Source organism: Anaerobacillus alkalilacustris, assembly GCF_001866005.1.
Lineage (GTDB): Bacteria > Bacillota > Bacilli > Bacillales > Anaerobacillaceae > Anaerobacillus > Anaerobacillus alkalilacustris.
The window spans coordinates 149,063-162,316 of the sequence record NZ_MLQR01000027.1; the positions used below are offsets into that span (position 1 = coordinate 149,063).

At 38.3% G+C, this 13,254-nt stretch carries 10 protein-coding genes; 2 read left to right on the forward strand and 8 right to left on the reverse strand.

What is annotated here, in order from left to right; all coding sequences use genetic code 11:
• Window positions 1–24: 24 nt before the first annotated feature.
• Genes BKP37_RS10190 through BKP37_RS10215 form a run of 6 tightly spaced genes read right to left on the reverse strand, consistent with a single transcriptional unit; the run spans window position 25 to window position 7,210 of the window.
• Complete coding sequence (locus BKP37_RS10190) at window positions 25–1,470, reverse strand: aldehyde dehydrogenase family protein (protein ID WP_071309497.1); 1,446 nt, start codon at window positions 1,468–1,470, stop codon at window positions 25–27.
• Between the two features lie 23 nt (window positions 1,471–1,493).
• On the reverse strand, window positions 1,494–2,540 hold the full coding sequence (locus tag BKP37_RS10195) for a homoserine dehydrogenase (protein WP_071309498.1): 1,047 nt from the start codon (window positions 2,538–2,540) through the stop codon (window positions 1,494–1,496).
• Between the two features lie 22 nt (window positions 2,541–2,562).
• Complete coding sequence (locus BKP37_RS10200) at window positions 2,563–3,798, reverse strand: M20 metallopeptidase family protein (RefSeq protein ID WP_342707784.1); 1,236 nt, start codon at window positions 3,796–3,798, stop codon at window positions 2,563–2,565.
• A 16-nt stretch (window positions 3,799–3,814) separates the two neighbouring features.
• Complete coding sequence (locus tag BKP37_RS10205) at window positions 3,815–5,023, reverse strand: cystathionine gamma-synthase family protein (protein WP_071309499.1); 1,209 nt, start codon at window positions 5,021–5,023, stop codon at window positions 3,815–3,817.
• A 21-nt stretch (window positions 5,024–5,044) separates the two neighbouring features.
• A complete protein-coding gene (locus BKP37_RS10210; RefSeq protein WP_071309500.1) occupies window positions 5,045–6,013 on the reverse strand; it encodes a cyclodeaminase in 969 nt (322 codons plus the stop codon).
• A gap of 3 nt (window positions 6,014–6,016) precedes the next feature.
• Window positions 6,017–7,210: a M24 family metallopeptidase gene (locus BKP37_RS10215; protein ID WP_211271441.1), complete on the reverse strand. Its 1,194-nt coding sequence runs from the start codon at window positions 7,208–7,210 to the stop codon at window positions 6,017–6,019.
• A gap of 371 nt (window positions 7,211–7,581) precedes the next feature.
• Between BKP37_RS10215 and eutB the strand changes: the two genes are divergently transcribed.
• On the forward strand, window positions 7,582–8,574 hold the full coding sequence (eutB, locus tag BKP37_RS10220; protein ID WP_071309501.1) for a hydroxyectoine utilization dehydratase EutB: 993 nt from the start codon (window positions 7,582–7,584) through the stop codon (window positions 8,572–8,574).
• Between the two features lie 83 nt (window positions 8,575–8,657).
• Window positions 8,658–10,268, forward strand: coding sequence for a PucR family transcriptional regulator (locus BKP37_RS10225; RefSeq protein WP_071309502.1), 1,611 nt, complete (start codon window positions 8,658–8,660; stop codon window positions 10,266–10,268).
• Window positions 10,269–10,334: 66 nt separating this feature from the next.
• Here the strand turns inward: BKP37_RS10225 and gatB are convergent, their stop codons facing one another.
• Both gatB and gatA read right to left on the reverse strand, forming a co-directional pair.
• Window positions 10,335–11,768, reverse strand: a complete 1,434-nt coding sequence (gene gatB, locus BKP37_RS10230) for an Asp-tRNA(Asn)/Glu-tRNA(Gln) amidotransferase subunit GatB (protein WP_071309503.1) — start codon at window positions 11,766–11,768, stop codon at window positions 10,335–10,337.
• 15 nt (window positions 11,769–11,783) lie between these two features.
• Entirely contained in the window at window positions 11,784–13,241 is a 1,458-nt protein-coding gene (gene gatA / locus BKP37_RS10235; RefSeq protein ID WP_071309504.1) for an Asp-tRNA(Asn)/Glu-tRNA(Gln) amidotransferase subunit GatA, read from the reverse strand.
• Between the last annotated feature and the right edge of the window lie 13 nt (window positions 13,242–13,254).

A 13,254-nucleotide genomic window follows, 5' to 3' on the forward strand; every position in this document is an offset into this window, starting at 1 on the left:
TTTTCATTTCCCCTTTACATCTTGTTATGAATATTTCGAAAGTTTAAAGCAGACAACCTTTGGTTCCGTCATTTCATGGACAGAAAATTGCACTCCTTCTCGACCAAGTCCTGACTGCTTTACCCCTCCAAAAGGCATCGCATCAATGCGGTAATCACTACTATCATTAATCATAATGCCGCCAACATCCATCGACTTGATGGCACGAAATGCTTGATTTATATCATTCGTAAAAATTCCTGCTTGCAGACCATATTGAACGGCGTTTGATTTTTCAATCGCTTCATCTAATTCTTTGACACAGTCTAAAAGAACAACTGGTCCAAAAATTTCTTCGCGTGTGATTTCACTTTCTGCTGGAACATTTGTCAAAACAGTTGGCATATAATAAGCACTAAACCTCTCTCCACCACATAAGCACGTTGCACCAAGTTTTCGTGCATCATTTACTAGCCTTTCAACTCGTATCGCTTCTTTTTCAGTAATGAGAGGCCCCATATCCGTTTCTTCCAAAAGTTTATCTCCGACTCGGTATTGTTTCGTACGAGCAACAAGCTGATTTGTAAATGTTTCATATATCCCTTCTTGTATATAGACACGCTGAACACCTAAACAGTTTTGGCCAGCTGCCCAAAACGAACCAGACGTAATCGCTTCAACCGCATCTTCCAAATTTGCATCTTCAAGAACGATACAAGGTGAATTAGAGCCGAGTTCCATACCCAGTTTCTTTAATCCTGCTTTTTTGGCGATCGCCTCACCTGCGTTTACTCCACCTGTAAAAGAAATCATCCGAACAGCCGGGTGGGTGACAAGTTCGTCACCGATTTCTGAAGCATTACCAGTAATTACCGACAGTACTTTCTTTGGAAGTCCCGCTTCCATAAACGCTTCGGCTAACAGAAAAGCACTTAACGGTGTCACTGTCGCTGGTTTAACGATCACCGCATTCCCACCAGCAATTGCTGGCCCTATTTTATGAGCAACTAGATTTAGGGGGTCGTTGAATGGCGTGATTGCAACAATTAAGCCAATTGGAAATCGGTAATAATAGCCAACTCGATCTTCACTGCCTGGCATTTGATCAAATGAAATTGTTTCTCCGTGAAGTCGTCTTGCTTCTTCTGCACTTAAACGAATCGTTTGAATGCAACGCGATACTTCTTTTCTTGCTTCACGAATCGTTTTGCTTCCTTCTTTAGCAATCGTATCAGCAAAAAGGTCATGCCTTTTTTCAATCCAATTAGCAGCTTTTGTTAAAATTGAGATTCTTTCATGTGTCGATAAACTGGCAGCTATTTTTGTACCTTCTATCCCAATTTCAATCGCCCTTTTCACATCTTCTACACTTGCAGCCGGTACTTTCGCAATCACCTCAGCGTTTTTTGGATCGATTACGTCAATCGTTCTCTCACTTGTCACCCATTCCCCGCCAAGAAGCATACTTTGCATGACCATTGTACTTGTCATAATCGCCCACCTTTCTTTCCTTATTAAACTTTTTGATAGACTTGTTCAACGTTAAGTAAATCGATTAATATCGAAAAAGCTGTTTCTACTTTTCCAGCACCAGCGCCTTGAAGAGTAACTGGTCCTATCAAATCACACTCATAAGTAATTGCGTTCGTTGCACCACTTACGCCTGCAAGGGAATCTTTTAAAGAAATCATTTCAGGACCTACCGAAGCATAGCATTTTCCACCTTCTTGCTTAACTTGAGCAATTAACTTCCAGCGCTTCCCTTCTACATTTGCAAGTTCTATGTCAGCTTCCGTGAGATGAGATATTCCTCTTCTTTTAACTTCTTCTGTTTTTAATGGGTAACCCATAATCACATTCGCCAAAATGACAATTTTGTATAATGCATCAAAACCTTCGACGTCACTTGTCGGATCGGCTTCAGCATATCCTAACTGTTGTGCTTCTTTTAATGATTCATCATAAGAAAGACCTTCTTCCATGCGAGTGAGCATATAATTGGTCGTTCCATTTAAAATCCCTTTGATTGCTGATATTTCATTTCCAGCTAAAGATGTCATCGGCATTCGTAACGCTGGTGTTCCACTCATCACTGAACCTTCAAAACCCCAGAAAACACCTTGTTTTTTCGCTAATATTTGTAATTCTTCGTAGGCTAGAGCTACTGGTCCTTTGTTACTCATTATGACATTTTTTTGATTTTCAAAAGCAAATTTACAATGATCAATCGCCGGCTGCCCCGTCAAAACATCTGTAAAAGTCACTTCGATAATCGTATCGGCATTTGTCTTTTCAATCGTTTCAAAGCTATTCAAACCCCGGATTAATCCAGGTTGTTCGGGATAAGCATGTAACGAGCCTGTTTCATTGATAACTTTGACTACGTCCTCAATTGACAGTCCATCTGGATGATAAAGAGCTCCTTTGAATAAATCACTAATCGCAACAATCGAAATGTCTTTGCCATACTTTTCTTGTAATAGGTCTTTTTTTTGTAAAATAACTTCTGCAAATCCTTGGCCAACAACACCAAATCCAAGTATTGCTACACGATGTGTCAACGTACAATCCCCTACCTTTCTACTATTCACTCATTATGAAATGCTCTTTATTCGGTAAATCATAGACTCCTTCAAGAAATTTCAATACGGTATACGCTACAATCGAAGCCCCAATCGGTAAGCATCGTTCATCAATATCAAAAATTGGTGTATGTAACTCTTTTTTCTTGCCATCTTGAGTTGAACACCCTAAGAAAAACATCGCACCCGGAACTTCATTTGTCATATGTGAGAAGTCCTCTCCACCTAAACCAAATGGAATCTCATATTTTTTTATCTCTGGAAATAATTGTTTTACCGTTTCTCGAAATGCTTGATTTACTTCTGGATTGTTATACAAAGCTGGTTCTCCTTTGTTGACAGTGAAATCATAGTTTCCACCAAACGTTTCAACCACTGAAATTGCCCTTTCTAATTTTGTTATTAACTCTTCTCTAACATGGGGAGAATAACTTCTTAATGTCCCTTGTAAAAATACGTCACTAGGTATTATGTTACTTGCAGATCCGCCTTTTAATTCACCAATACTGATAACAGCAGCGTCAAGCGGTGAAATATTTCTTGCTACAATTCCATGGATGGCTTGTAAGACCGGTCCTAACATCCAGATAGGGTCTGTTCCAAGATGAGGATAGGCCCCGTGCCCACCCGTCCCTTGAATCGTTACCTGAAAAACATCGACATTTGCCATACTATAACCGTCATGAATAAGAACTTCTCCAACCGCATGCTCTGGACTTACATGTAATGCGAGGATACAATCTACATCTGATAACACACCCGCTTCAACTAAGTACTGAGCACCTGTTTTTCCTGTTTCATTTGTCGCTTCTTCCGCTGGTTGAAAAATAAATTTCACCGTTCCTGGAAGTTGGTTTTGAACAGATGCTTCACTTAAAATTGTCGCTACAGCTAAAGCGATCGCAGTATGCGCATCATGACCACACGCATGCATGACTCCTTCTCTTTCAGATTGATAGTTATGAGTCGCTTCTTCAACAATCGGTAAGGCATCGATATCCGCTCTTACGGCAATCGTCGGGCCACTACCACCAGAAATTGTCGCAATGACTGCAGTTTCCCAGCCTACACCTGTTTCAATATGAACGTTCGGAAGACATGCAAACTTCTTTTTTATAAATAGTGCTGTATCATATTCCTGAAAGCTTAGTTCAGGATTCTTATGAAGATGACGGCGCCACTGTATCATCTCTTCTTTTAACTGATGAGCACGTGCTAGGATCCAGTTCTCACTCACGATAAATCACCTTCTTTTATAAACTCAGTGAAACTTGCTTCTTTTTTAATGCTTCAAAAGCTTGCTCTAAATCTTGAATTAAATCTTCAGTATCTTCAATTCCAACAGAGATTCGAACAAGACCTTCAGGAATTCCCATTGCTGCTCTTTCTTCAGGGGTACACTCAACATGACTTGTTGTTCTTGCTGGACCATACGTTGTTTCAACTGCTCCTAGGTTAGCGGCACGATTAGCATATTGTAATTTTGGTAGCAAAACTTTTACTGCATCCATGCCACCTTTTAACGAGAAGCTAAGCATTCCACCGAAACCTTTCATTTGCTCTTTAGCAATCTCATGGTTTGTATGTGTTTCTAAGCCAGGATAAAACACCGACTCAACACTTTCTTGAGTTTGTAAATATTTCGCAATTTCCATTGCGCTTTTTGCTTGTTGCAAGACTCGTAATTTTAATGTTTTCATTCCACGCAATAATAGATATGCTGCCCACGGATCAAGTGTAGCTCCATTAATTTCGCGATAGTGATAAATTGAGTGAATTAGATCCTTAGGTCCACAAATGACACCACCTAGCGCATCCGCATGTCCACCTAAAAACTTAGTCGCACTATGAAGGACTAAATCAGCCCCTAGCTCCAAAGGATTTTGATTAATCGGTGTTGCAAACGTATTGTCAACTACGACAATTGCTCCTACCGCTTTCCCTGCTTGTGCCACTCGACGGATATCTGTAATTTTTACTGTCGGGTTTGTTGGCGTTTCTAAATACAAGATTTTACAACCTTTTGCAACTTCTTTTTCAATTGCATCATGGTCCCCTGTGTTACAAAGCGCAACTTCCACATTGATATTCGGTAAAAATTCGGTGAAAATTTTATTCGTTCCACCATACGTATCTTTAATAGAAACAATTCGATCTCCAGGCTTTAAAAATGTATATAACGTATTACTAATTGCAGCCATACCTGTTGAAAAACTCGTAGCTGCTTCGGCCCCTTCTAAAATTCGAACTTTTTCTTCAAAAGCTTGCACTGTCGGATTCGTATTTCTTCCATATATATGACCTTGTTTTTTCCCGACAGCTACATCGTACCAATCATCCATATCATCGTAGTTATAAGCAACACTAACTACTACTGGTACTTGCGTCGCACCGTGTACAAGAACCTCTTTTTCTCCTGCCCAGACTGTTTTTGTTCCTACTTGCGCTTCTGTGTTTTTCATAATAATTCCTCCTGCTTCAGTTTATTTTTTACTTTTTATTAATTGGTCGTAAGCAAATCTAGCAATCACTGTATCTTGGACGCCAGTTCCCGTTAAATCACAAACGGTAATTTGCTTTTCGTGTTCTCTACCTATTGTTTTTAAAGAAGTTAGCTCTCCTAACTCTATGATTGATGAATCTTCATTTAATAGAATGCCTTGTTCTTGAGCATAGTGTAATTCTCCTAGTCGAAAACATTGTGACTTTACATCACAAGCAACGACGTCAGCTTTTTTAAAAATTAACGGATCTAACTCTTGCTTATGTTCGGCATCTGATCCCATCGCTGTAATATGAAGCCCCGGATGTAACCACTCTGCTTTAATTAGTGGTTCAGTAGAAGGTGTCGTTGTTACAACAAGCTCACTTTCTTTTACGACATGTTCCGGGGTTGAAGCGATTTTGACATGTACACCAAGAGATTTTTCCATATCTTTTGCGTACAATTTAGCAGCTTCCTCAGAACGTCCATACACGGTTATCGTTTGAAATGGACGAACACAATAAAGTGCCTCCATTTGATACCTCGCTTGCGTACCTGTACCAATCACTCCTACGTAATCAATTTTTGGTTTTGCTAAGTGCTTTGCACTAATCGCGCCAGCAGCCGCTGTTCTAACATCCGTTAAATAACCGTTATCTAGTAATATTGCTTCTGTAAGACCGGTTTTTGTTTGAAATAAAATCATCATTCCACTTAAGCTTGGTAAGCCTAACGATTTGTTGTTAAAAAAGCCGGATGATATTTTAATTGCAAACGTATCTAACCCTTTAATATGAGCGGTCTTTACATCGACTTCTCCTTGATGCTCTGGTATATCGATTCTCATGATTGGCGGAAGTGTTACATTTCCTTTTGCTAGTTCCGAGAAGCCTGCCTCAACCATTTCTATGGCAGTCAAATTCACTTGTACTTGTTTGCGAATCTCTTTTTCTTGAAAAACAAACATGATTTAAGCCCCTTCTAACAAATTTGTTTCTTTAATAATTAATTGTCTTGGAAAATCCGCAAACACTTCACAGCCTGTTTCTGTTACTCGTAACGATTCACTAACCTCAACTCCGTAATGATCAAGCCAAATTCCCGGAATTAAGTGAAACGTCATATTTGGTTGTAAAATCGTTTTGTCCCCTTGACGGAAACTTGCTGTATGTTCGCCCCAATCTGGTGGGTAATTAAGCCCCATCGCGTATCCAATACGTGATTCTTTCACGAATCCACTTTTAGCAATCGTTTTTCTCCATACACTTTCTACTTCCTCACACGTTACCCCAGGTTTGACCGCATCCAAGGTAGCATTTAACCCTTCGACAACAACATCCGCTAAATATTTAACCTTAGGATCTGGTTCACCGATAAACACCGTGCGTGCTAACGGTGAATGGTAACGTTTATAACAACCAGCTAGTTCTAAAATGACAGGATCACCAGCTTTATACTGTTCATCCGTCCATGTTAAATGTGGAGTCGATGTTCTTTCACCAGAAGGTAACAGAGGAACAATCGCAGGATAATCTCCGCCAAACCATTCTGTTCCACTAATTTGAGCGTGATAGATATTTGCGACTACATCACACTCACGAACTCCCTCCTGAATAGAGTTAACACCTTCCCACATCGCTTTTTCTACGATTCTTGCAGCATTTCTCATATATTCAATTTCCTGATTAGACTTTATAATCCGGACATAGTTAACAAGGTTTGTAGCATCTTTAAACTTTGCACCAGGAAGGCCTTTTTGCAGCTGTGTAAAACATTTCGCCGTAAAATAGTACGTATCCATTTCTACCCCAATCGTTAAATGCGTTTGTCCCATTTCCTTTAAAATGTTACATACAAAGTCCATTGGGTGCTTCACTGTTGATTGAACATAGTCATCTGTATAAGGAATGATATGATTCTCATCTAACCATGTTGTTACTTTTGCACCATTGGCATCTTGACCTCGCCCAATCCAAAATGGTTGTTCTTCATCAATGAAAACCATTACTAATTGATGTACGTAAAAGGACCACCCATCGTACCCTGACAAATAATTCATATTTGCAGGATCTGTTAAAAGAAGAACATCAATCCCTTCCTTTTCCATTCTTTGTTTCGTTTTTGTAATGCGTTGTTGAAATTCTGTAATCTCAAATGACAACATGTTTACTTGACCTCCCTTTTTACGTAACGTTAGTTAACATTTCGTTGGACTCATTGTAATCTCTTGAGGATTAAAAAAACTATTACACAAAGTGTAAGAAATTTATTTGCTTTTTTCTGACAAATTTAACAATAGTCCACACAGAAGCCTGGCAAACATACTGATTTTACTGACTTTTTTACATAGTTGTTAAAGAATATCTAGGATATGAACACTCATTTCGTGTAAGGATATCTACCAAAGAAATTAGTATCAATTTCAAAAATGGTATTATACACAAAAATAAACATTTTTAGTTCGTTGATGTTGCGAGGTAATCTAACATACAAAAGCAATATTTATATTCAGAATGTAACGGAGGAGTTTTTATAATGAAAACAAAAAAGAAAATAAACCAATCTTTAACCACCCAAGATATTTGGAAAGCAAGGAAAGCGATTCAACCTTATATAAAAAAAACACCTTTAGTATACTCACCTGTACTTTCTAAACAGTACAATGCAAATATATATCTGAAATACGAACACCTTCACGAAAGTGGCGCCTTTAAGATGCGCGGGGCCATGAACGCCATTGCTAGTTTAACAGATGAAGAAAAACGTTATGGGGTTGCCACTTTTTCTACTGGTAATCATGGATTTGCAGTAGCACTTGCAGCAAAAAAATTAGGCATAAACGCTACGGTATGTGTATCAAAACGAGTGCCTGAAGTAAAAATCGAAGCAATTAAAAACTTAGGCGTAAACTTAGAAATATATGGCGAAGGACAAGATGATGCCGAAAAACGTTGTTATGAACTAGAGGAACAACAAGGCTTGACCGTTATTCCACCATTTGATGATTTTAACGTAATTGCTGGTCAAGGTACGATTGCTCTTGAAATTTTAGAAGACTTACCACAAGTGGATTGTGTTGTTGGTGGATTATCTGGTGGTGGACTTCTTTCTGGGATTAGCCTTGTTATGAAAGCTACGAATCCTGCAATTAACGTTGTTGGACTATCAATGGAAAATGGGGCTGCTATGTACGAAAGCTTAAAAGCCAGCCACCCTGTTTTAGTTTCAGAGTCTCCTACTTTAGCAGATAGTTTACTAGGTGGGATTGGACTAGAAAATCAATATACATTTGATATCATCCGGAAAAATATCGATCAGGCCATCTTAATACCAGAAGAAACGATTGCAAAAGGAATGGCGTATCTATATAAACAACATCGAATTGTCATAGAGGGCGCAGGTGCAATTGCGGCTGGGGCTTTGCTAGATGAGATGATCCCGACTAAATTTTCTACTCTTGTAATAATAATTAGCGGTTGTAACGTTGATTACCATTCACATGCAAATGCTATTCAACCATATTTATAGCTATTGGACTCACGAAGTCACAATTGAATAGTAGTTACTTTCTTTACGAAATGACAAAGACTACTATCTTGGAGGTAGGAAACATGCATTTTACTGTTAACCATTTATTAGAAAACCCAATTATGGAGCAAGCTTCTGTTTTAGCTGGGGATTCAGCTATATCAACTTGTCAAATAGATTCTGTATCTGTCATTGAAATACCCGTAGAAGATTTTGTTAGGAAAAATGAGTTTGTTTTATCAACCGCCATTGGCTGCAATGCCAATCCTTCTCTATTTTTATCATTTGTCCGAGATGTCCATGAATCAGGAGCGTCTGGATTAGCAATCGCCGTTGGTAGGCATGTTGAATCTATACCTAAAGAAGTTATAAACTATTCAATTGACCATAACTTCCCTTTAATCGAGCTTCCCTGGGAAATTCGATTTTCAGATATTACGAGAACAATTTTTGAAAAAGTTCACGAATGGCAACAAAATTCCTTCCAAAAAACAGATCAAATTCAACGAGAACTTCTCCAGTTATTTTTGGACGGTGAAACACTAGATCGTGCATTACAAGTTTTATCAACTGCTTTTGGCACTAGAGTGTATATTTCACGGCCAGAAATGGAACCTATTTTTACTCCTTCCTTTGAAGAGACTAGTAACAATCCATTTCCCTACCCAAATGAGCCTTCGATTATTTTAACTCAAGACGGAGCACGGCTTCAAATTACGCCAATTCAAATGTTTAACAGACAAATCGGAATACTTGTTTTAGAGTCAACCTTACCTTCAACACCACCTATCGCTTGGAATATTGTTGAGCAAACGATTACGACACTACATTTATGGTTTCAAAAAGAGCAATCCGTTATTGATAAAAAAAATAAAGAAAAAGAAAAATTTATTGAGATGTTAACCAATGGAGAATGGACATCGTGGGAAGATATAGAAAGACAAGGAAATTCTCTTGGGCTCGACATTACCACTTCGTATGTATGTATCGTAGGAACTATTGAAAGTATTGAAGAAACTACGATGACAGAAATCACAAAAAATTCATTACGTGAACGGTTTGTTAAGAAAACTTTAGAACTGTCAGAAGTTTGCGCAGACTCCATTTTGAAAAAGATTATTTGTTCATTTCAACGTGACCATATTATTTTATTTTTAGAAGCTACTAAAGATGAAGCACGTGCAACCACCTACCATTTTTTAGATATGATTGAACAACAATTAGAAGTACAAGGTGGAACTCCACACCTTATTTCTTGGGGCATTGGTGAAAACCACGCCGGTTATCGATCTTTTCACCAAAGTTACAAAGATGCGCGAATCGCTTTAGAAATTGGTAGAAGTTATAATGGTCCCGGTTATCGTAGTACATACGCAAACACTGGTATATTTAGGCTTTTATCGACTTTAGCACAAGACACTTCTACAAACGAAATGGTTCAAACAACCATTGGCCAACTAGTTAATTATAGTCGCAATCGTAATCTTGATTTACTGCAAACACTCACTACCTACTTACAATGTCAAGGAAATGTTAGTCAAACATCACGTGCACTAGCTCTACACAGACAATCATTATTATATCGCCTTCGCAAAATCGAAACATTAACCGGAAGGTCACTTACAGACCCTGACGACCTTTTTTTACTACAACTATGCAGCAAGTTATGGAGCCTTCGCTTTAAAGGGGTCTGACCCCCACTGATTTAAAGCGTTAAAAAGGGTCTGACATCCACATTTGGATGTCAGACCCTTAAAATTTTATCTTGTATTTATTTCTTCTAGTAATATTTTATTTACTAGTTGTGGGTTCGCTTTACCTTTTGAAGCTTTCATGACTTGTCCGACTAAGAAACCGATAGCCTTTTGTTTCCCTGCTTTATAGTCATCAATCGAAGGCTGATTTTGGTCTAAGATCCCAATAATCATTGATCGAATTTCACCTTCATCGGAAATTTGAACAAGACCTTTTTCTTTAACGATTGCTTCTGGATCGCCACCGTTTTCGATTAACTCTTTGAAAACATCTTTAGCAATCTTAGAAGAAATTGTTCCTTTTTCGATTAAAGCGATCATTTTCGCTAGTGCCTCAGGTGTCAAAGGTACATTTTCAATCTCTTTATCGGCTGTTTTTAAATACGCATTTACTTCACCCATTAACCAGTTAGCAAGCTGTTTAGCTGGTGCCTCGAACGTAAGTCCTTTTTCAAAAAAGTCAGCCATCGCCTTAGACTGAGTTAATACCCCAGCATCATAACTAGATAAACCTAACTCACTAATGTAACGTTCCATACGAGCATCTGGAAGTTCTGGAATTGTCGCACGTACTTTCTCTTTCCATTCATCATCAATATGGAAATCAACTAAGTCAGGATCTGGAAAATAACGATAATCCTCAGAACCTTCTTTTACACGCATTAAAATCGTTTTCTTGCCATTATCGTCCCAACGTCTCGTCTCTTGCTCAATTATGCCACCAGACGTAATTACCTCTTCTTGGCGAACCTCTTCATGAGCTAAACCGCTTCTCACGTGAGCAAATGAGTTTAAGTTTTTAATTTCTGCTTTTGTACCAAATTCCTTTTGCCCTACTGGTCGAATAGAAATATTAGCATCACAACGAAGTGAACCTTCCTCCATCTTACAATCAGACACTTCTGTGTACTCAAGAATTGCTTTTAATTTTTCTAAATAAGCATACGCTTCTTCTGGAGTACGAATATCTGGCTCTGATACGATTTCAATTAACGGTGTTCCGACACGGTTAAAGTCGACTAATGAATAATCACCGTACTCAGAGTGAGTTAATTTCCCCGCATCTTCTTCTAGGTGGATACGAGTAATTCCAATCCGTTTCTTTTCACCGTTTACTTCAATATCAATCCATCCGTGCTCTCCAATTGGCTTATCAAACTGAGAAATTTGGTACGCTTTTGGGCTATCTGGATAAAAATAATTTTTACGATCAAACTTAGTAATCGTAGCAATTTCACAATTAAGTGCCATTGCAGCTTTCATCCCATACTCTACTGCTTGTTTATTTAACACCGGTAAAACTCCAGGGTGTCCTAAACAAATTGGACATGTGTGGGTATTTGGTGGTGCACCAAACTCAGTGGAACAACCACAAAAGATTTTCGAATTTGTTTTTAATTCTACGTGGACTTCTAATCCAATAACCGTCTCAAAGTTCATGCGCTTGTCCCCCCTTTACAATTGTGGTTTAGCCTTATGATGTTCAGTTGCTTGCTCGTAAGCGTGGGCAACACGATACACTGTAGACTCATCAAAGTGTTTACCGATTATTTGTAGACCAACTGGTAAGCCATTTGATAAACCACAAGGAACAGAAATGGCTGGAACTCCTGCTAAATTGACAGGAATAGTTAATATATCATTTGCATACATCGTTAATGGATCATCAACTTGCTCACCAATTTTAAAAGCAGTTGTTGGTGCAGTTGGTCCAATAATAACATCAAACTTTTCTAATACATCATCAAAATCTTTTTTAATTAATGTACGAACTTGCTGTGCTTTTTTGTAATAAGCATCGTAGTAACCAGAGCTTAATGCAAACGTACCAAGCATGATTCTGCGTTTTACTTCGTCACCAAAACCTGCACTACGGCTTTCTTTATACATTTCAATTAAATTAGCTCCGTTATCTGAACGAACACCATAGCGAACACCATCAAAACGTGCTAAGTTTGCAGATGCTTCTGAGGAAGCAAGTAAATAATACGTAGCTACTGCGTATTTCGAATGTGGTAAAGAAACTTCTTCCCACGTAGCTCCTAATCCTTCTAACACCTTTAATGCATCTAAAATTTTATTTTTAACATCTTCATTAACGCCTTCAGCTAAATATTCTTTTGGAACAGCAACTTTTAAGCCTTGAATGTCACCTGTTAAACTAGATAAATAATCTGGAACGTCAACATTTGCACTTGTTGAATCCATATGATCATAACCTGAAATAACTTGTAATAAATACGCATTATCTTCAACAGATCTTGTAATTGGTCCAATTTGATCAAGAGACGATGCAAAAGCTACAAGTCCGAAACGAGATACGCGGCCATATGTAGGCTTAAGTCCAACGACACCACAGTAAGAAGCAGGTTGACGAATGGAACCACCTGTATCAGAACCTAGTGAAAACAATACTTCTCCTGCAGCAACACTTGCTGCGGACCCACCACTTGACCCACCTGGAACATGATCAAGATTCCATGGATTTCTCGTACGGAAAAAGCTAGAGTTTTCTGTAGAAGACCCCATAGCAAACTCATCCATGTTTAATTTTCCGATCATAATTGCTTCAGAAGAACGAATTTTCCCCATAGCAGTTGCATCGTGTACAGGTTCAAAATTCCCAAGAATTTTACTAGCACATGTTGTTCTTAAACCTTTTGTAATGATATTATCTTTAATTCCAATTGGTAAGCCGTAAAGCAGACCTTTTTCTACTCTTTCTGGTAATGCTTCATCTAACTGTTTAGCATAATTACGAGCAGTTTCTTCATCAAGAGTAAGAAATGCCTTTACTTTATCGTCTACTTCTGCGATACGTTTATATGATGCATCAACTAAATCAGATACGGTAATTTCTTTATCACGTAATTGTTTATGTAAAGATGAAACATTTTGTTCTAGTAATGACAACCTAAAAACCTCC